This is a genomic window from Bradyrhizobium sp. S3.7.6, from assembly GCF_054061875.1.
The window spans coordinates 2,318,839-2,337,827 of record NZ_JBSSEQ010000001.1 but is presented as its reverse complement, the minus strand read 5'-3'; the positions used below and the strand labels follow the sequence as shown (position 1 = coordinate 2,337,827).

The 18,989-nt window shown below is 64.7% G+C and carries 20 protein-coding genes; 8 read left to right on the top strand and 12 right to left on the bottom strand.

Annotation, left to right across the window (positions count from 1 at the left end; genetic code table 11):
* Positions 1 to 3 precede the first annotated feature (3 nt).
* Both ACVJ5M_RS11130 and ACVJ5M_RS11125 read left to right on the top strand, forming a co-directional pair.
* Positions 4 to 852: a carbohydrate ABC transporter permease gene (locus tag ACVJ5M_RS11130; RefSeq protein WP_456679285.1), complete on the top strand. Its 849-nt coding sequence runs from the start codon at positions 4 to 6 to the stop codon at positions 850 to 852.
* A complete protein-coding gene (locus ACVJ5M_RS11125; protein WP_081369148.1) occupies positions 849 to 1,676 on the top strand; it encodes a carbohydrate ABC transporter permease in 828 nt (275 codons plus the stop codon). Before ACVJ5M_RS11130 ends, ACVJ5M_RS11125 begins: the two co-directional genes overlap by 4 nt.
* 4 nt (positions 1,677 to 1,680) lie before the next feature.
* Here the strand turns inward: ACVJ5M_RS11125 and ACVJ5M_RS11120 are convergent, their stop codons facing one another.
* The 10 genes from ACVJ5M_RS11120 to ACVJ5M_RS11075 all read right to left on the bottom strand — a co-directional run bounded on the left by ACVJ5M_RS11120 (position 1,681) and on the right by ACVJ5M_RS11075 (position 10,977).
* A complete protein-coding gene (locus tag ACVJ5M_RS11120; protein ID WP_354097167.1) occupies positions 1,681 to 2,460 on the bottom strand; it encodes an SDR family NAD(P)-dependent oxidoreductase in 780 nt (259 codons plus the stop codon).
* 57 nt (positions 2,461 to 2,517) lie between these two features.
* Entirely contained in the window at positions 2,518 to 3,108 is a 591-nt protein-coding gene (locus tag ACVJ5M_RS11115; RefSeq protein WP_231143316.1) for a thiamine pyrophosphate-dependent enzyme, read from the bottom strand.
* Positions 3,108 to 3,650 carry a thiamine pyrophosphate-binding protein gene (locus ACVJ5M_RS11110; protein ID WP_063981353.1) on the bottom strand — a complete coding sequence of 181 codons (543 nt, stop codon included), beginning with the start codon at positions 3,648 to 3,650 and terminating at the stop codon, positions 3,108 to 3,110. Before ACVJ5M_RS11110 ends, ACVJ5M_RS11115 begins: the two co-directional genes overlap by 1 nt.
* Before the next feature lie 310 nt (positions 3,651 to 3,960).
* Positions 3,961 to 4,665, bottom strand: a complete 705-nt coding sequence (locus ACVJ5M_RS11105) for a GntR family transcriptional regulator (RefSeq protein ID WP_231143318.1) — start codon at positions 4,663 to 4,665, stop codon at positions 3,961 to 3,963.
* A gap of 108 nt (positions 4,666 to 4,773) precedes the next feature.
* Positions 4,774 to 5,517 carry an aspartate/glutamate racemase family protein gene (locus tag ACVJ5M_RS11100; RefSeq protein ID WP_014492734.1) on the bottom strand — a complete coding sequence of 248 codons (744 nt, stop codon included), beginning with the start codon at positions 5,515 to 5,517 and terminating at the stop codon, positions 4,774 to 4,776.
* Positions 5,518 to 5,526: 9 nt separating this feature from the next.
* Positions 5,527 to 6,792: an NAD(P)/FAD-dependent oxidoreductase gene (locus ACVJ5M_RS11095; RefSeq protein WP_456679284.1), complete on the bottom strand. Its 1,266-nt coding sequence runs from the start codon at positions 6,790 to 6,792 to the stop codon at positions 5,527 to 5,529.
* Positions 6,793 to 6,795: 3 nt separating this feature from the next.
* On the bottom strand, positions 6,796 to 8,457 hold the full coding sequence (locus tag ACVJ5M_RS11090; RefSeq protein WP_231143320.1) for a thiamine pyrophosphate-binding protein: 1,662 nt from the start codon (positions 8,455 to 8,457) through the stop codon (positions 6,796 to 6,798).
* Positions 8,454 to 9,680 (bottom strand): pyridoxal phosphate-dependent aminotransferase, encoded by a 1,227-nt coding sequence (locus ACVJ5M_RS11085; RefSeq protein ID WP_231143321.1) that lies wholly within the window; start codon positions 9,678 to 9,680, stop codon positions 8,454 to 8,456. Before ACVJ5M_RS11085 ends, ACVJ5M_RS11090 begins: the two co-directional genes overlap by 4 nt.
* A 9-nt stretch (positions 9,681 to 9,689) precedes the next feature.
* The gene (locus ACVJ5M_RS11080; protein WP_231143322.1) at positions 9,690 to 10,043 is read right to left on the bottom strand and encodes a RidA family protein; all 354 of its coding nucleotides are present in this window, start codon (positions 10,041 to 10,043) and stop codon (positions 9,690 to 9,692) included.
* Between the two features lie 16 nt (positions 10,044 to 10,059).
* Positions 10,060 to 10,977: an NAD(P)-dependent oxidoreductase gene (locus ACVJ5M_RS11075; RefSeq protein WP_456679283.1), complete on the bottom strand. Its 918-nt coding sequence runs from the start codon at positions 10,975 to 10,977 to the stop codon at positions 10,060 to 10,062.
* A gap of 237 nt (positions 10,978 to 11,214) precedes the next feature.
* Here ACVJ5M_RS11075 and ACVJ5M_RS11070 point away from each other — a divergent pair, with 237 nt between their 5' ends.
* From ACVJ5M_RS11070 to ACVJ5M_RS11055, 4 genes are read left to right on the top strand one after another with little or no spacing between them, the layout of a single operon-like run.
* The gene (locus ACVJ5M_RS11070; protein ID WP_354097166.1) at positions 11,215 to 12,051 is read left to right on the top strand and encodes a transporter substrate-binding domain-containing protein; all 837 of its coding nucleotides are present in this window, start codon (positions 11,215 to 11,217) and stop codon (positions 12,049 to 12,051) included.
* Positions 12,052 to 12,061: 10 nt separating this feature from the next.
* Positions 12,062 to 12,724, top strand: a complete 663-nt coding sequence (locus ACVJ5M_RS11065; RefSeq protein ID WP_354097165.1) for an amino acid ABC transporter permease — start codon at positions 12,062 to 12,064, stop codon at positions 12,722 to 12,724.
* Positions 12,721 to 13,479 carry an amino acid ABC transporter ATP-binding protein gene (locus ACVJ5M_RS11060; protein WP_231143326.1) on the top strand — a complete coding sequence of 253 codons (759 nt, stop codon included), beginning with the start codon at positions 12,721 to 12,723 and terminating at the stop codon, positions 13,477 to 13,479. The genes ACVJ5M_RS11065 and ACVJ5M_RS11060 overlap by 4 nt, the downstream gene beginning before the upstream one ends.
* A gap of 37 nt (positions 13,480 to 13,516) precedes the next feature.
* Positions 13,517 to 14,245: an aspartate/glutamate racemase family protein gene (locus ACVJ5M_RS11055; protein WP_354097164.1), complete on the top strand. Its 729-nt coding sequence runs from the start codon at positions 13,517 to 13,519 to the stop codon at positions 14,243 to 14,245.
* Between the two features lie 42 nt (positions 14,246 to 14,287).
* On the opposite strand, the gene ACVJ5M_RS11050 is transcribed toward ACVJ5M_RS11055, so the two are convergent.
* Positions 14,288 to 15,058, bottom strand: a complete 771-nt coding sequence (locus ACVJ5M_RS11050) for a metallophosphoesterase family protein (protein ID WP_231143328.1) — start codon at positions 15,056 to 15,058, stop codon at positions 14,288 to 14,290.
* 262 nt (positions 15,059 to 15,320) lie between these two features.
* Here ACVJ5M_RS11050 and ACVJ5M_RS11045 point away from each other — a divergent pair, with 262 nt between their 5' ends.
* Together ACVJ5M_RS11045 and ACVJ5M_RS11040 are read left to right on the top strand one after the other, a co-directional pair.
* Positions 15,321 to 17,018: a GMC family oxidoreductase gene (locus ACVJ5M_RS11045; RefSeq protein ID WP_231143329.1), complete on the top strand. Its 1,698-nt coding sequence runs from the start codon at positions 15,321 to 15,323 to the stop codon at positions 17,016 to 17,018.
* A 32-nt stretch (positions 17,019 to 17,050) separates the two neighbouring features.
* The gene (locus ACVJ5M_RS11040) at positions 17,051 to 17,512 is read left to right on the top strand and encodes a GNAT family N-acetyltransferase (RefSeq protein ID WP_166106094.1); all 462 of its coding nucleotides are present in this window, start codon (positions 17,051 to 17,053) and stop codon (positions 17,510 to 17,512) included.
* Here ACVJ5M_RS11040 and ACVJ5M_RS11035 read toward each other — a convergent pair.
* Positions 17,481 to 18,980 carry a carboxylesterase family protein gene (locus ACVJ5M_RS11035; RefSeq protein WP_231143330.1) on the bottom strand — a complete coding sequence of 500 codons (1,500 nt, stop codon included), beginning with the start codon at positions 18,978 to 18,980 and terminating at the stop codon, positions 17,481 to 17,483. The genes ACVJ5M_RS11040 and ACVJ5M_RS11035 overlap by 32 nt on opposite strands.
* Positions 18,981 to 18,989: the final 9 nt, after the last annotated feature.

Genomic DNA, 18,989 nt, shown 5'->3' with positions numbered 1-18,989 from the left:
ACGATGTGGCTCTTCGCGCTTCCAGCGCTCCTGATTAACGTCTGCATCATCCTGGTTCCCGCCGTGCTGACATTCACGGCGGCGTTCTTCATGTGGGACGGTGTCGGAAAGCCGGCGTGGGCGGGACCGGCCAACTTCCAGAACATGTTCGCCGATCCCGTGTTCTGGTCGGCGCTGACAAATAACTTCATCTGGACGGCGATCTTCCTGACCGTGCCGGTCTGCCTCGCGCTCGTGATGGCAGCGGCGCTGCTGATGGCGCCGAAGGCGCGCATCGTGGTCCAGTCCATCATCTTCCTGCCGCGCATCATCGCCGTCGCAGTCACGGGCCGCATCTTTCAGGGCATGATCTTCAGCCCCGCGACCGGCGTCGTCGCCTGGTTGAACGAGCACGGCTTTTCGATCTCCGATCCCCTCGCCGATCCCGACCGCTCGCTCTATGCTGTCGCCGCGGTCGACATCTGGCACTGGTGGGGCTTTCTCGCGGTCGTGTTCCTGTCGGCGATGCGGCAGATCAGCATCGACCAGATCGAAGCCGCGCGGCTCGACGGAGCCGGCTTCTTTGCTTTGTTCCGCTACGTTCTGATCCCGGGCATCCGCCCGACCCTGACCTTGATGCTGATTCTGACCGTGATCTGGTCGTTCCAGGTCTTCGAATTCATCTTCATCGTCACCCGCGGCGGCCCCGCCTATGGCAGCGAGGTGCTCGCGACATTTGCCTACCGCCACGCCTTCTTCGAAGGCGACGTCGGCCAGGCTGCAGCCGCCGCCTGCGTCATGAGCCTGTTCGGCCTGTGTGCCACCGCCGTCTATCTCTGGCTCCAGATCACCGACGACGCGCAATCGACATGATCGGGGATCGCTGGAGCAGGACATTCAGCCTCGGGCTGATCGGCATCGCATCGTTCAGCTCGCTGCTGCCGATCGTGCTCGCCGTGATGAACGCACTGAAGACGACGGTCGAGATCGGCAGCAATCCGCTCGCGCTGCCGACCCAGTTGCACTGGGAGAATTTTTCCTCCGCCTGGCGCAACGCCCAACTCGGCCCGAGCCTGCTTCACAGTGCCGAAGTCGCGATTCTGACCATTCTGATGGTGTGCGTCACCGCGACGCCCTGCGCCTATGTGCTGGCGCGGCAGAAGGGAAAATTCTGGCGCTTCATCACCTTCTACTTCATGGCCACGATCACCGTGCCCGTGCAGCTCTATCTTTACCCGCTCTACTTCATCTTCGCGAAGCTCGGGCTGGTCAATTCGATCCCCGCGGTGGCGCTGATCTACACGGCGATGTTCTCGCCGTTTGCGATTTTCCTCCTGCGCACCTACGCGCTCGCGATTCCCGTCGCGCTCGAGGAAGCAGCCCAAGTTGACGGCGCAAAGCCGTGGCAGACCTTCTGGTACGTGATCCTGCCGATGATGCGGCCCGGGCTGCTCACGGTCGCCATCATCGTCGGGCTGAACGCCTGGAACGAGTTCGTCATCGCCGTGACGTTCCTGCAGAACGACAGCAACGTCACCGCGATCGTGCGCTTCTACAATCTGACCGGCCAGTATTCGACCGACTGGGGCGAGATGCTGGCCGCAGCCGTCACCATCGTGCTGCCGATCGTTGCGATCTTCGTGCTGCTGCAGCGTCAGTTCATCGACGGCATGACGTCGGGCGCGGTGAAGTCTTGAAGCCCTACTTGTCCTTCACCGGCACCGTGTAGTTCAGGATCAACCGCCCGCCATCCGGATAGATCGTCTGCCCGGTGATATAGGACGCATCGTCACTCGCCAGGAACGCCACGACCGACGCAATCTCGCTCGGCTCACCGCCGCGGCCTGCCGGCGTGCGTGACATCACGGTCCTGCGGGCATCCTCCGAGGTGTAGATGGACGACGCCACCATGTCGGTCAAAATCGTGCCCGGCCCGACCGCGACGACGCGGATGTTGTGCGGGGCGAGCGCGACGGCGGCGACCGAGGTCAGCTGCTTCATGCCGCCCTTGGAGATGGCGTAGGTCGCAAGCGTCGGGATCGCCAGCAGCGCGTTCACCGAGGACATGTTGATGATGACCCCGCCACCGCCCTGCGCAATCATCTGCTTCGCGGCAGCCTGCACGCCGAAGAACGCGCCCTTCAGGTTGATGCCGATAATTTCGTCGAATTCCTCTTCGGAAATCTCCAGGATGTCGCGGTTGCGGGCGACGCCGGCATTGTTGACCATGATGTCGAGCCGGCCGAATTCTCTGACCGCGGTCGCCACCGCGCGATCAACGTCCGCACGCCGCGCGACGTGACATGGCACGGCATACAATTCCTTGGGCTTGCCCAGCTCGTTGACCGTCTTCTCGAGCTCATCCGTATCGACGTCCGAGATGACGACCTTGACGCCGTCGTCGAGGAACCGTTTTGCGCACGCCTTGCCAATGCCGCGCGCCGCGCCGGTGATGACGGCGACTTTGCCGGATAGTTTCATGGGTCTCACTCCAGGATAGCTGCTTGGGCAGCGAGCTATCCCGGAGAGGACCCCGGTTCAAGCCGCCGCAAAGCCGAGATGAGCACGGAACCGGTTCTTGATAAAGACGGCATCGCGCGAGGGCAGCGAGCGCGGCGGATTTTCCGCCAGAACCTTGATGACAAAAAGCCGCGGGCCATCGGCCGGCTCGGCGATCTGCGCTGCGAGGTGTTGCACCTCCTCGAGCGTCCGCACGGTTCCGGTCGCGGCAAAGCCGCAGGCGGCGGCAATTGCCGTGAGATCGACGCCGCGGCCGGTGTGGCTCGCCTGCATGCCGGTCTCGCCAAAATGCTGATTGTCGATCACGACGATGTCGAGGTTGCGCGGGCGCGCCACTCCGATGGTGGCGACGCCGCCGAGCCCCATCAACTGCTCGCCATCGCCCGTCAAGGCGAGGACGCGCTTGCCCGGCTGGGCTTGCGCGAGCCCAAGCGCGATCAGCGCGGCGCCGCCCATCGCGCCCCAGAGATAAAAATTGCCGTCGTGATCCCCCACGGAATGCAGGTCATAGGTGGGCGAGCCGAGACCGGAGACGACCAGCGTGTCCTTGCGGTCTTTCAGGAGCGCGGCGACAGCGGCGCGACGATCGAGTTGAGCTTGCATCGGCATCACCACTTCTTCTTGCCGATCAGGCGTTGCCCGATCAGAACCGCGATCTGCTGGTCGGACTCGTAGGCGAGCGATGCCGCCGATTCGACCGTCTCGACCAGATCCTCCGCCGTCTCCGCGCGCATCACCTTCAGCCCGATCGCCTCCAGCGAGGGCTGCGTCGCCCGGCTCATCGGCACCTGCCAGGGATTGAACTCGGCCCATTCACCGCGCATCGTCACCAGCATCAGCAGCGGAAAGCGCCCGATCGCCGACAGCGACAGCATGTTGATGCAATTGCCGACGCCGCTCGACTGCATCAGCAGCACGCTGCGCTGACCGCCGAGCCAGGCGCCGGCGGCGATGGCGATGCCCTCCTCCTCGGTCGTCAGCACGTTGGTGGTGACGTCGCGGTCGGCCGAGAACATGCGGATGAGCTGGCTGTGGCCGGCATCGGGAACGTAGGACATCTGCCTGACGTCGGCGGCTTTGAGGATACGATAGAGCTCGGACGGCCAGTCGTCGCTGCTGCGCGTTTCAGGATTCGGTTGAGGGCTGTGCACCGCGAGGTCTCCGTGAAATTCGGGCAGACGCTAGCGATTATTCCGCGCGACGGCTCTGACCGTCTGGCACGAGCAGATATCGAGGAATTGTATAGCTGCCTTTTCCGTTGTCGCCTGCGGGACCAGAGCACGATGCGCATGACTGCGCCCTCTCCCCTTGCGGGAGAGGGCATCACCACAGGTTGACACAAACTCATTGGGGTGAGGGGTATCTCTCGGCGCATTCAATGCATCAATATGCGCGGAGAGATACCCCTCATCCGGCGCTTCGCGCCACCTTCTCCCACAAGGGGAGAAGGAAGAAAGAACCTCAATTCGCCGCAGACCTCGCCGCAGCCGGCATGTAGATCTGCGCGTAGCCTTCCTTGATCGCGGAGGTAATGCGGTCGAGGCGGCGGTCGATGTGCTTCTCCAGCACCGAGACGCAGGCCTCCTCGTCGCGCGCCTTCAACCCTTCGACGACCGCGCGGTGCTCGGCCTGGGTGTTGGAGCGGTTGATGCGGTCCATGTCGATCCAGCGCACGAAGCGGATGCGGGCGTTGACGTTGCGCAGCACGCGCAGCATCTCGGCGTTGTTCGACATCCCCATCAACCGCTCGTGAAAGGTCTCGTCGAGTTCGACCAGCTCCACCGACGAACGCTCGCCGGGATCGGGACCGGTGGCTTCGAGGAATTTCAGGAGCGCGTCGATGTCCTCGTCCTTGGCACGCTTGATGGCGAGGCGGATCGAGGCGACCTCGATCGACTTGCGCAGCTCGTAGAGATCGAAGATCTCGTGCGCGTCGAGCTCGCGGCAGAAGAAGCCCTTGCCCGGCGTGAAGCGCAGGAAGCCTTCGGTGTTGAGACGGTTGAGCGCTTCGCGCAGCGGCGTGCGGCTAACGCCGAGGCGCTTTGCCAGTTCGCCCTCGTTGAGCCGTTCGCCCGGCTTGAACTCATAGCTCACGGCCATCGCCTTGAGCTGTTCATAGACGCGATCGACGATACTATCGGAAGCCAGTTCCACGTTGCTCTTCATAAGCTGCATTCATGCCCGAACACAGCCCAATATACCGGGGCTATATGGACGATTGCAATCCAAACAGCTGCCTAGCACATCTTGTGCAGAGCTTTGCGACAGCCGGATTCAGGCAAACGCGCGCGGGCGCAGTCCAGCATGAAACCAGGTGATCATGGAATAGATGTCGTAGACCGGCAGTCCAACTTCGGCCTGCAGAGCTGCCGCATAAGGCGGCATGTTGGTGCATTCGAGCACGATGGCGCCGACATCCGGATTTTTCGCGACCAGCTCCTTGCCCGCCTCGACCACGTCACGCTCGGCCTGGGCCACATCCATGTCGTCCTTCTCGGCCTTGATCAGGACGCGAAAGAATTCCTTGCCGTGCTCGGTGCCGACCAGTGGCGTATCGAGCGGCACGCCGGCGCCTTCGAGATGGGCCGGCGTCAAGGTCGAGCCTGATACCGTGACGAGGCCGACGCGCTTGCCCGGCGGCAAGGTCGCCTGCACCCACGGCACCTGCATCAGCGACGAGGTCGCTACGGGAACGCCGACGGCGGCCGCGATCTCCTTCTGAAACAGCGAGAGGAAGCCGCAATTGGTGGTGATGGCTTCCGCGCCCAACCGCACCAGGTCCTTCGCCGCATCGATGAAGTCAGGCAGCAGGCCGGCGGCGCCCTTCAGCACCACCTTCTCCGGCGACGCGCCGCTCACCACCCGATAGAGCACGGGGAACGGCCAGGTCGTGCCGTTGCCCATGTCGCCGGGAATGCGGGGAAAGCGCGCTTCCAGCATCAAAATGCCGAGCGGCGCGCCATAGATGGCCTTGCCGCCGCGGGCGATGCGAGAGGACGAGTTGGCTGGATAGGTCATGTTGCGTTCTCAGAGGAAGCGAGTGGGCGCGAACGGCGCAAGCGGGATCTCCGGCTGCTTGCCGCTCAGGAGCTGGGCGACGAGACGGCCGGTGCGGGCCGATCCGACCAGGCCGACATGGCCATGGCCGAAGGCGTAGACGATATCGCGCGAGGCACGCGCATGGCCGATGCAGGGCAGCCCATCCGGCATGCTCGGCCGATGGCCGAACCAGGTTTTGATGCGCGAATCTGGAATATCCTTCGGCAGTTTCGGGAACATGCTGAAGAGGTTGTTGCGCAGGATTTCGGCGCGCTTCCAGTTCGGCGCGGCCTCGAGGCCCGCGATCTCGACCGTGCCGGCGGCGCGCAGGCCCTTGTCGGTCCAGTTCACCACCATGCTGACGTCGGACGCCATCATCGAGCTGCGCGGACCCGATTCCGGGTTCTCGATCATGACGTGATAGCCGCGCTCGGTTTCGAGCGGCAAGGGATCGCCGAGGGATGCGGTGAGCTGTTTTGACCGCGCGCCGGCGGCGACCACCGCGGCATCGCAAGCAATCTCACCGGTCTCGGTGAGAACGGCAACGAGCTTGTTGCCTGAAAGCTTCAGACCGGTCGCCCTGGCATGAACGAGCTTGGCACCGCTCGCGAGCGCATGCTGGGCCAGCGCCGCAACGTAAGCGCCGGGATCGCGGCAGCGGCCGGCTTCCTCCACCACCACGCCAAAGGTGTAGCGCGGATGCAGATCCGGCTCGCGCTGACGCATCTCGTCGGCGTTCAGCTCCATCCATTCGACGCCGACCTTCTTGCGCAGGCGCCAGCCGAGATTGCTGTCGAAATTGCCGCGCGACGGGAATACGTGCATCACGCCGTTGCGCTCGACCAACTCGGGCACGCCCGCTTCTTCCGCGAGCTTCTTGTGCAGCAGCGGCGCGTCCTTCAGCAGATCGCGCAGCGCAAACGCCGTCTTCTCGACCCGTGCCTCGGTCCAGCCCGAGAGCAAATACTTGACCAGCCAGGGCAGCGCCTTCGGCAAGTAAGACCAGCGGATCGCGAGCGGGCCGAGCGGGTCCATCAGATAACCCGGCACCTTCTTCCAGAGGCCCGGCTCGGCCGGCGGAATCACCGAATGGGAGGAGAGCCAGCCGGCATTGCCGTAGCTCGCCGCCTGTTCGCCACCGGGCTCGCCTGCGTCGATCAGCGTGACGCGATGCCCCTCGCGTAGCGCCTCGATGGCGCTGATCACGCCGACCGCGCCGGCTCCGATGATAGCGACGTGGCGGCCTTCCGACATCGGCTACGCCTTCACCGCCGGCGCGAAATCCTTGCCGACCGAGATCGCGCGCGGATCGATGATGCAGTGGAGGATCGACGGCTTGCCCGAAGCGAGCGCGCGCTCGAACGCCGGCGCAAACTCTTCGGTGCGCTCGACGCGCTCGCCATGGCCACCGAATGCCTTCGCATACATCGCAAAGTCAGGGTTCTTGAGCTGAGTTCCGACCACGCGGCCGGGATAATCACGCTCCTGGTGCATACGGATGGTGCCATATTGCGAGTTGTCGACGACGATGACCACCAGCGGCGCGTCGTACTGCACGGCGGTCGCGAACTCCTGGCCGTTCATCAGGAAGCAGCCATCACCGGCAAAGGCGACGACGACGCGATCCGGATATTGCCGCTTTGCAAGCACCGCGGCCGGCACGCCATATCCCATCGAGCCCGACGTCGGCGCGAGCTGGGTGGCAAAGCTGTGGAAACGGTGATGGCGATGGATCCAGCCGGCATAGTTGCCGGCACCGTTGCAGACGATCGCGTCCTTCGGCAGGCGGTCGCGCAGCCAGGTCATGACCTGGCCGTACTGGAATGTGCCCGGCAGCTCACGCGCCTTGTCGGTCCAGGCGAGGTAATCGGCATGCGCCTTGGCGGCCTCGCCCTTCCAGGCAACGGCGCCAGCGGGCTTCAGCGTCTCGACGGCGGCCGCGAACGCGGCAGGCGTCGCCTGGATCGCGAGCGCCGGCTGGTAGACGCGGCCGAGCTCTTCCGAGCCCGGATGCACGTGGATCAGCTTCTGCTTCGGCGTCGGGATATCGAACAGTGTGTAGGACGAGGACGGCATCTCCGACATGCGGCCGCCGATCAGGAGAATGACGTCGGCGTTGTCGATGCGCGCCTTCAGGCCCGGGCTCGGCCCGATGCCGAGATCGCCGGCATAATGCGAATGATCGGCGTCGATCAGCGAGGCGCGGCGGAACGAGGTCGCAACCGGCAGGTCGAACCGCTCGGCAAAGCGCGCGATGCTCTTGGTCGCTTCATCGGTCCAGCGCGAACCGCCGAGGATGACGAGCGGCGCCTTCGCACTCGCCAGCATCGCACTGACCTGCTCGATGTCAGCGGGCGCGGGCCAGCTCACTGCCGGCTCGATGCGCATGGCGTCGGCAACGGCCGCGGTCTCGGTCAGCATGTTCTCCGGCAGCGCGATCACCACGGGACCCGGACGGCCCTGCATGGCGACGCGGAAGGCACGCGCGACCAGCTCCGGAATGCGATCGGGGCGATCGATCTCGACGGCCCATTTCGCCATGGTGCCGAACACCGCCTTGTAGTCGAGCTCCTGGAACGCCTCGCGCTCGCGCATGCCGGTGTCGACCTGTCCGACGAACAGGATCATCGGCGTCGAATCCTGCATCGCGATGTGGACGCCGTGGCTGGCATTGGTGGCGCCGGGGCCGCGGGTGACGAAGCAGATTCCGGGACGGCCGGTGAGCTTGCCATAGGCTTCGGCCATCATCGCAGCACCACCCTCGGCGCGGCAGATCACGACGTCGATCGGGCTGTCATGCAGCGCGTCGAGTGCCGCGAGGTAGCTCTCGCCCGGCACGCAGGTGACGCGCTCGACGCCTTGGGCGACGAGCTGATCGATAAGGATCTGGCCCCCGGTGCGGGTGTTGCGAATGGTCATGACAGCTCCCTGCAGGCTTTGGCGATGCGCATCACGGCCTCGCGCAAGTTTTGTTCCGAGGTGGCGTAGGACAGGCGGAAATAAGGTGCAAGGCCGAAACAGCTGCCCGGCACCACGGCCACGTCATGCCTCTCCAGCAGGAAGCGGCAGAACGCCGCGTCGCTGTCGATGGTGGCACCATCAGGCGTACGGCGGCCGATCAGGCCGGCACAGCTGGCATAGGTGTAGAACGCACCTTCCGGCCGGCGGCAGGTGACGCCGTCGATGGCATTGAGCGCATCGACCACGATGTCTCGGCGGCGCTGGAACGCGGCACGGCGCTCGATCAGGATGCCTTGCGGCCCCGTCAGCGCAGCGATCGCAGCGGCCTGGCTCACCGAGGACGGATTCGTCGTGCTCTGGCTCTGCACCACCGCCATCGCCGCGATCAATTCGCGCGGACCGCCGCCATAGCCGACGCGCCAGCCGGTCATGGCGTAGGCCTTGGAAACACCATTCACGGTCAGCGTGCGTGATTTCAGGCTCGGCTCGAGCGCCGCTGCGGTCACGAACGGCATGCCGTCATAAATCAGGTGCTCGTAGATATCGTCCGCCATCAACCAGACATGCGGATGGCGCTTGAGCACATCCAGGATCGGGCGAAGCTGCGCGGCCGAATAGGCGGCTCCGGTCGGATTGGACGGAGAGTTCAGCAGCAGCCAGCGCGTCTTCGGCGTGATCGCGCGTTCGAGATCGGCGGCGTCGAGGCGAAAGCCGTTCTCCTCGCGGCAGGGCACGTCGACCGGCGTGCCGTCGGCGATCCGCACCATGTCGGCATAGCTGGTCCAGTACGGCGCGGCGAGAATCACCTCGTCGCCGGAACTGAGCGTCGCCATGAAGGCGTTGTGGATCACCTGCTTGGCGCCGGCGCCTGCGGTGATCTCGTCGGCGGCATAGACGAGATCGTTCTCACGGCGGAATTTGTCGGCGATGGCCGCCTTCAATTCCACGGTGCCGTCGAGGATGGTGTATTTGGTCTGGCCGGCGCGGATGGCGCGCTCGGCCGCATCCTTGGCATGATCAGGCGTATCGAAGTCAGGCTCGCCGGCGCCCAGCACGATCACCGGCCGCCCCTCGCGCTTCAGCCGCTGCGCGACCGCGCCGATCTTGAGGATCTCGGAGACGCCGATCGCACTGATGCGCTGGGCGGGACGGAAGGTCGATGCGGGCGCCTGGACAGTCACGGCCGAGCCTCAACTGCGCGCGGCGATCGCGATCACCTCGATGCGGAAGGCGGGATCGGCGAGCTCGACCTTGCCGCAGGCGCGGGTCGGCGTGTTGCCCGGCACGACCCAGGCATCATAGACCGCGTTCATGGCGTCGAAATCGTCCATGGTCTTGAGCCAGACCTGCACGCTGAGCAGGCGCGATTTGTCGGTACCGGCGCGCGCCAGCATGTCGTCGACCTTCGCCAGCGCCTCTTTCGTTTGCTGGATGATGTCGGCGGTCTTGGTGTCCGCCACCTGACCTGCGAGGAAAACGAGATCGCCGAACACGGAAGCGCGGCTGCGGCGGGCGTTCTGGTCGATGCGGGTGATATCCGACATGGGATTGTCCTTAACTTTACTTGCCGGTGGCGATGATGCGGCGGCAGTGGTCGAGTGCCGCGCCGATGAGGTTGTCGCTCGCCTCGGGCGTGCGGAACGCCGAATGAGCCGACAGCGTCACGTTCGGCAGCTTTGTGAGCGGATGCCCGGCCGGCAGCGGCTCGACAGTGAAGACGTCGAGGCCGGCATGGGCGATGTGGCCCGAACGCAGCGCGTCGAGCATCGCATCCTCGTCGACGACGGCGCCGCGCGCGGTGTTGATCAGGATGCTGCCTTTACGCATCTGGGCGATGCGCTCGCGCGACAGGAAACCCTTGGTCTCGTCGTTGAGCAAGAGATGCAGCGAGACGACGTGGCTCTCGGCGAGCAGCTTCTCCAGCGAGACGAACTCGACGCCGGGATGCGTCTTCGGCGTCCTGTTCCAGGCAATCACCTTCATACCGCAGCCCGCCGCCATGCGCGCGGCCTCCGCGGCGATGCCGCCAAAACCGATCAGGCCGAGCGTCTTGCCGTTGAGCTGCATCGCGTCACGGCGCAGCCAGTTGCCCTCGCGCATGCCGCGGTCCATCTCGCCAAAATTTCGCGCAGACGCCCACATCAGCGCGATCGCGCACTCGGCAACCGCGGTGTCGCCATAACCCTTGATGGTGTGGACGGAGATGCCGCGCTCGGCGAGCTCCTCCGGATTCATGTAGCTGCGCGCGCCGGTGCCGAGGAAGACGACGTGCTTCAGCTTCGCGCATTTCTCGGCAATCGCTGATGGCACCGCCGTGTGGTCGACGATCATGATCTCGGCATCGCCGAGCAGGCCGGGCAGATCGTCGGGCTTGATCGAGGGATTGCGGTTGATGCCGACCGGCAGGCTGGCAGAGCGCAGCAGCTTGTCGGTCACCGCTGCCAGGGTCTCGTTCGCATCGACGAATAGGGCGCGCACAGGCCTCTCCTTCAGCTCACTTCCATATTGCGTTCAGTCTTGTATTCAGACTTAAATGCAATTTACAACCCCTCCCCATCGGGAATTTTGCGCAATCCTGCCAAGATATTGGGCTCATTTCTGCATTGCCGCCCAAATGGTCAGCAACTCGAAATACCGTATTGCATTTTATCCTGAATACAGAAATAGTCCAGAGGCCGGACACGATCCGACCCAGATTCCAGGGAGACAGAGACCATGAATCGCAGGGATGCTCTCACCACCGTCGCGCTGGCAGGCGCAGCGATCGCCGCCGCGAGCGGCTCGGCCAAGGCCGATGCGCCGACCTCCACGCTCGACCGCATCAAGAAGAATGGCGTGCTGCGCGTCGCTGTCATCGTCGGCCAGGAGCCCTATTTCCATAAGGACCTCGCCACCAACGAATGGTCGGGCGCCTGCATCGACATGGCCAAGGACATCGCCGGCAAGCTGGGCGCCAAGGTCGAGACGCTGGAATCGACCTGGGGCAACCAGATCCTCGATCTCCAGGCCGACAAGGTCGACCTCGCCTTCGCCGTGAACCCGACGCCGGAGCGCGCGCTCGTCATCGACTTCTCGACGCCGATCCTGGTGCACTCCTTCACCGTCATCACCAAGAAGGGCTTTGCCAAGCCGCAGACCTGGGCCGAGCTCAACAAGCCCGAGGTCAAGATCGCCGTCGACATCGGCTCGACCCATGAGACGATCGCGCGGCGCTACTGTCCGAAGGCGACCATCCTCGGCTTCAAGAACCGCGACGAGGCGATCCTGGCGGTTGCGACCGGCCGCGCCGACTGCAACGTCTCGCTGGCCGTGCTCTCGGTCTCGACCCTGAAGAAGAATCCGAACCTCGGCGATCTCGCCATTCCGCGGCCGCTGCTGACGCTGCCGACCAACATGGGCATCCGCGCCGAGAGCGACCGCCGCTACAAGGACTTCCTCAGCGCCTGGGCCGACTACAACCGCGCGATGGGCCAGACCCGCGACTGGATGCTCAAGGGTTTTGAGGCGGTCGGCCTCACCGCCGACGATCTCCCGCCCGAAGTGCAGTTCTGACGGTCGATCGATGTACGTCTGGGACTTCGCGGCGCTCAAGCCGTATTGGGGCCTGATCTGCCAAGGGCTCCTGGTCACCGTGTATTACACGGTGACCACGGTGGTCGCGGGTCTCGCCATCGGACTGTTCGTCGGCATCCTGCGCACGACGGCTCCGCGTTGGATCACGGTGCCGTTGCGTCTCTATATCGAGGTGTTCCGCTGCACGCCGCTGCTGGTGCAGCTGATCTGGGTCTACTATGCCCTGCCCGTGCTGATCGGCGTCGACATGTCGCCGGCGATGGCCTGCTTCATCGCGCTGTCGCTCTATGCCGGCTCGTTCTATGCGGAAATCTTCCGCGGCGGCATCGAGGCCGTCGACACCGGCCAGTGGGAGGCCGGCCGCGCCATCGGCATGCGCCGCGGCAAGATCTTTCGCCGCATCGTGCTGCCGCAGGCGACGCAGGTGATGATCCCCTCCTTCATCAACCAGACCATCATGCAGCTCAAGAACACCTCGCTGGTGTCGGTGGTCGCGGTCGGCGACCTGCTTTACCAGGGCACTGTCATCACCGCGTCGAGCTACAAGCCGCTCGAGGTCTACACCACGATCGCCGTGCTCTATTTCGTCGTGCTGTTCCCGCTGACGCTGATCGCTGATAGGGTCGAGCTGAAGATGGGAGCGCACCGATGAGTGCTCTGATCGCTGACAACATCCACAAGGCGTTCGGCGACCACGAGGTGCTCAAGGGCGTCTCGCTCTCGGTCGCCCGCGGCGAGGTCGTCACCCTGATCGGCGCCTCCGGCTCCGGCAAGTCCACCTTCCTGCGCTGCCTGAATCTCCTGGAAATGCCGCAGCAGGGCGCGCTTGCGATCGGCACGCATAAATTCGCCTTCGGCAAAGGCATGCGCGCCGCCGGCGATGCGCAGCTCGCGCTGCTTCGGCGCAGCGTCGGCATGGTGTTCCAGCACTTCAACCTGTTCCCGCACATGTCGGTGCTCGCCAATGTCACCGAAGGGCCGGTGCAGGTGAAGGGCATGGCGCGAAACGAAGCCGACGCGCTTGGCCGCGATCTGCTCGCCAAGGTCGGCCTCGCCGACAAGGCCGACGCGTTTCCGAGCCGCCTCTCCGGCGGCCAGAAGCAGCGCGTCGCGATCGCGCGTGCACTCGCGATGAAGCCAGACGTGATGCTGTTCGACGAACCGACCTCGGCGCTCGATCCCGAACTTGTCGGCGAAGTCCTCTCCGTCATCCGCAGCCTCGCGAGCGAAGGCATGACCATGGTGCTGGTGACGCACGAGATGGCCTTCGCCGCCGACGTCTCCACCCGCGTCGGCTTCATGAACGACGGCATCATGGCCGAGATCGGCACGCCGGAGGAAACCATCCGTCAGCCGCGCAGCGAACGGCTGAAGGCGTTCCTGGCCCGGTTTCACGAGACGCATTAGACTGCTGTCACGACCATCCTGGATCGGTGGGTAGATCATGAAACTCCGCGGCGGCTTCACGAATTACGGCGAGACGATCGGCATCCTGATGCTCGATACCCGCTTCCCGCGTCCGCGCGGCGACATCGGCAATGCGCTCTCCTATGATTTCCCGGTGCGCTACAAGATCGTGCGCGGCGCACACGCCACGAGGATCATGGGCGACCATCCCGATCCCGCCCTGCTCGAGCCGTTCATCGCGGCGGCCCGCGAGCTGGAAGCCGACGGCGTCAAGGCGATCACCACGAGCTGCGGCTTCCTCGCGCCATTTCAGCAGCAGCTCGCGGCAGCCGTGAACATCCCGGTCTTCACCTCGAGCCTGATCCAGGCGCCGTTGATTCATGCCATGCTGCCGCCGGGCAAGGTCATCGGCATCTTCACCGAACGCGGCCACCACATGAACGAGGGGCATTTCCGCGGTGTCGGCTGGTCGCCGGACGAGATCCCCGTCCAGATCCAGGGCATGAAGCCCGATGCGCAGTTTCCCGCAACCTACATTCTCGGCCGCGAGGAACTGGACACCGACGTGCTGCGCGCCGAGATGATCGAGATGACGCAAGCCTTCATGGCGTCCTGCAAAAACCCGGGCGCGATCCTGTTCGAATGCACCAACATGTGCCCGTTCTCGAAGGACGTTGCCGAAGTATCGGGCCTTCCGGTGTTCGACATCAACACGTTGATCAATCTGTTCTACCGCGCGGCCAATCCCGTGCCATTCTTGCGCTGAACGAGCCCCGCTGCCCCTCGTTGCCGGCCGGAACGAGACGCGTCAGGGCGTGACGGAGGCGTCGGCCTCCCTCCCCTCCCGCTCCACCCAACCCGTCGCAATCGCGTTTGCCCAGCTGAGCATGCCTTTGCTGCGCGCCAATGCGGCCATGGCCGTGGTGTCATAGGGCACGTAGCGGATCGTCGCGGACCAGCCTGCGCCGGCATGCTCCAGGATCGCGTAGCACGCATGCGGCGTACCGACCTCGACCACGTAAGGAACGGGCGCCTTCCCGTCATAACCGGGCAACCCGACGCTGCCGGGATTCACGACCAGCCGTCCATCCCTCAGGCGCACCACGCGCGGAATGTGGGTGTGGGCGCACAGGATGATCTCGGCGTCGATCCCCTCAGCTTCAGCCTCGATCGCGTCGATGCCGCTCGGACGCAGGCAGCCGTCGTCGGCGATGTGGTCGAGCCAGAAAGCTGCATCGTCCCTTGGCGATCCATGGCACAGGAACACCCGTCCGTTATACGTGAGCGTGGACGGCATGCTTGCCATCCAGTCGAAATGCTTGCGCGTGAGCTGACGGAAATCGCTGCGACCGGAGCCGCCGGCCTGCCAGAGCTCGACGAGGATTCGATCCTGATCGCCCCGTATCGACGGAAAGCCTCGCGCCATCAACAGGTCCGCGGTCCTGGCCGCCTCGAGCGGGCCACTGACGTGGTCGCCGAGATTCACGACCTCGTCGAGGCCGAGCATGGCAATGTCCGCAAGGACGACTTCAAGTGCCGGACGATTCCCATGCACGTCCGCGATGGCAGCAAATCTCATTTGGCCCCTCCCATTCGGAATGGCCGATCGTTCTCGCTATGCGGGGGATGCAGGACTGGCTAGTCAATTTAGCTACGTCTCTTTAGCTGCATTTGTAGAAGCGCCCGCAAGCTGAGGATCAAATCGGCGCTGGCAGAAGAATTACACGATCGCGGTTGCCAGGCAAGCGATGCGAGTTACGAACTGTCGCGGCAATGCCGACGTGACCTCGGGAAAATAACACGCTACGTTTCCCGGAGAAGACCAAGAGGAAACGCCAATCGTGTACGACTTCATTATCGTCGGCGGCGGCTCGGCGGGGTCCGTGCTGGCCCACCGGCTCTCCGCAAAGAGCGCCAACAAGGTCCTGCTGTGCGAGGCCGGACAGGACACACCGCCCGGCAACGAGCCCGCCGAGATCAGGGACAGCTATCCGGGCACGGCCTATTTCGATCCCCGCTTCCACTGGACCGAACTCAAGGTCACGACCCAGATCGTCAGCCACAACAATCCGAACGAAGCGCGCCCTCCTTTACGCAAATACGAGCAGGCGCGCGTGCTGGGCGGCGGCTCGTCGATCAACGGCCAGATGGCCAACCGCGGCGCACCGACCGACTACGATGAATGGGACGCGCGGGGCGCCGACGGCTGGAGCTGGAACGACGTGCTGCCCTTCTTCAAGAAGGTCGAGCGCGACCTCGACTTCGACGGGCCGTATCACGGCAAGGACGGTCGAATTCCGGTACGCAGAATTCCGCGTGAGCACTGGACGCGGCATTCGCAGGCGTTCGCCGACGCCTTCCAGCAGGCCGGCCATCAGTTCGTGCCGGACCAGAACGGCGAGTTCGTCGACGGCTATTTTCCGGTGACGCATTCCAATCAGGCCGAGCAACGTGTCTCGGCCGCGATGGGTTATCTCGATCGTGACACGCGCAAGCGCGCCAATCTCACCATCTCCACCAACACGCAGGTGAGAGAGCTGCTGTTCGAAGGCACGCAATGCGTCGGCGTGAAGGCGATGGTCGACGGACGGGAACAGGAATTCCGCGGCCGCGAGATCATCCTCTCCAGCGGCGCGATCCATTCGCCGGCGCATCTCCTGCGCGCCGGCATCGGCCCGGTCGGTCACCTCAAGGATATGGGCATTCCGGTCCTGATGGGGCTGGCAGGCGTCGGTCAGCGCCTGATGGATCATCCCTCGATTTCGCTGTCGTCCTTTGTCCGCCGCGGCGCGCGCATGAACGAGCACACCAGGCGCCACATGCAGCTTGGCCTGCGTTATTCATCCGGGCTGTCGGGCGTACCGAAGGGCGACATGTTCGTCGTCCTGCTCAGCAAATCGGCCTGGCACGCGGTCGGCGAGCAGATCGGCTCGCTGCTGACCTTCGTCAACAAGACCTATTCCGAGACCGGACAGGTCAAGCTCGCCTCGCGCGATCCCGCCGCCGAGCCGATCGTCGAGTTCAATCTGCTGTCCGACCGCCGCGACCTCGATCGCCTGATGAGCGGCTTCCGCAAGATGGCGGCGGTGCAGATGAGCGACGTGGTGAAAGCAGTGACGGACAAGCCGTTTCCGGCCGCCTATACGGACAAGGTGCGCAAGATCGGCGTGGTCAATACCAAGAACAGGATCCTGACCAAGATCGCCGCGACCTTGATGGACGGGCCGGCGGCGCTGCGCCACTACCTGATCGACAATTTCGTCGTCGAAGGTTTCACCTTCGACCAGGTGATGAACGACGACGATGCGCTGGAAGCCTTCGTCCGCAAGGCGACCATCGGGGTGTGGCACGCCTCGTGCTCATGCCGCATGGGCCGGGCCGACGATCCGATGGCAGTGGTCGATAATCAAGGCCGCGTCAAGGGCGTTCAGGGCCTGCGCGTCGTCGACGCCTCGATCTTCCCCGTGGTGCCGTGCGCCAACACCAATTTTCCGGTGCTGATGTCGGCGGAGAAGATCGCGGCGTCGATAATGCAGTGAGGGCTAGCGACTGCCGGGAGCTGGAGGGATCAATGGATTGCAGCATCCGCCCGGCGCGCGAAGAGGATAGCGGCGAAATCAGCGCCGTCATTCTGCGCGCACTGCGCGAGACAAATGCGAGGGATTACACAGACGAGATCATCGAGCGGGTCGAGCATAGCTTCAGCCCGACCGCCGTTCTGGAGCTGATCCGCAAACGCACGGTCCTTGTTGCCGCCCTTGGCGGCCGCGTCGTTGGAACGGCGAGCCTTGACGGAAGCGTCGTCCGCACGGTCTTCGTGGCTCCCGACGTTCAGGCGCAGGGGATCGGCAAGTTCCTGATGGCCGAGATCGAACGCATCGCGCGCGAGCGAGAGATCGCTTTGTTGACCGTCCCGTCTTCCGTCACCGCGGAATCCTTCTACGCACGGCTCGGGTTCAAGGCCGTGCGTGACAGTTACTTTGGCGATGAGCGCACGATCATCATGGAGCGATCGCTCGCTGCTGTTTCGTAGGTCCGGACTGCGCCGATAGCTCCGCCCATACGCGGAAGCGCGCGCCGTCGTTGAGCGGCACGATGTGAAACGGCTGGCCGAAGATCGCGAGCGGCTCATGGCCCGGCGCGAACTGCGGCCAGGCTTGCGCGACGTCCGGCATGCCGGTCGTGACGAAGCGCAAGACGCTCGCCTGAAACCGCGCCGCGACATCAATGTCGGCCGGGGTCATCGGCCCGCCCTTGCGCCTGAGGATCGGCCGATCGATGAAATCAGGCAGATGCGCCCACAGGCAGGCATTGTCCGCGCCATGGGTTGGTCCCTGCGACAGGAACGGCTCCAGCGCCGGGCGATGATCGAACCGGCTCAACCACACCGCGCCGCCTGCCGCAGCATGACGCCGCGCGAGATCGGCCATGGGGCGATGCCAGAACGCATCCGACAACAGCGCCTCGTACGGATCCTCGTCGAGGCGCGCGTTGGCGCGATAATAGGATAGCAGCCGGCACCAGCCGGCATCGCCGAATGCCGCACGCACTTGTCGCTCGGTGGTGCGGATCATCGCCGCAGGCGGCGCGCTCTTCAGGAACATCACCATCTCGTCGCGGCAGGAGCCGAGCCAGAGCGGAATGCCGCGCAAAGTTCCGTCGGCGAAGACGTCGCGCGGCTCGCGCGGGATCACGGTCCCGTCGAGCACCGGGCCGAACACGGTGCCTGCGTCCGTCTCGTCCGCGAGCCTGCGTCCGACGCGCTCGACCGCCGCGAACAGCCTTGGCAGCGGCACGGACGCAATCCCGCCGGGATCACGCGCAAGCTCGAGCTCCTCGAGCACGTGGCGCGCGACATCGTCGGCGTGACCTGCGCTCATGATGTCGCGCCCGGGCGCGCTCAGCGCGAGCGCACGGAAAAACTTGCCTCTTGCCTGCGGCAGGGTTGCGAGCGCGATCACCATGGAGGCGCCGGCGGATTGTCCCGACAGCGTAATCGCATCCGGATCGCCGCCGAAGTTCGCGATGTTGGCCCGGACCCAATCGAGCGCTGCCAGCGCATCCTGGAGCGCGAGGTTGTTGGCTTCGGTGAGGCCGTAGCGATGCAGTTGCAGGAAGCCGAGCGGCCCGAGCCGGTAGTTGATGGTGACGATGACGGCCGGGCCGTGGGCGGCGAGGAAGGAGCCGTCATAGTCGGCGCCGCCGCCGGTGACGAAGGCGCCGCCATGGATGAAGAAATTGACCGGCAGCGGGTGATCCGCCGCCGGCGCCCAGATGTTCAGGCTGAGACAGGATTCCTCGTCAGCATGATCGAGATGGCCGGGCTGCGGCGCGTAGGCGCCGTAGTCCGTGCAGCGGCGCGGCTCGGTCCACGCGAGCGGCGGTGTCGCCCTGGCAAAGCGCCGCGCGATTGCGAACGGTACGCCATTGAAGGCGCGTACGCCGCTCTGCTCGGCGCCGACGATCGGTCCGCTCGTGGTCGGAACTGCATTGGTCAACATGCGACTGTT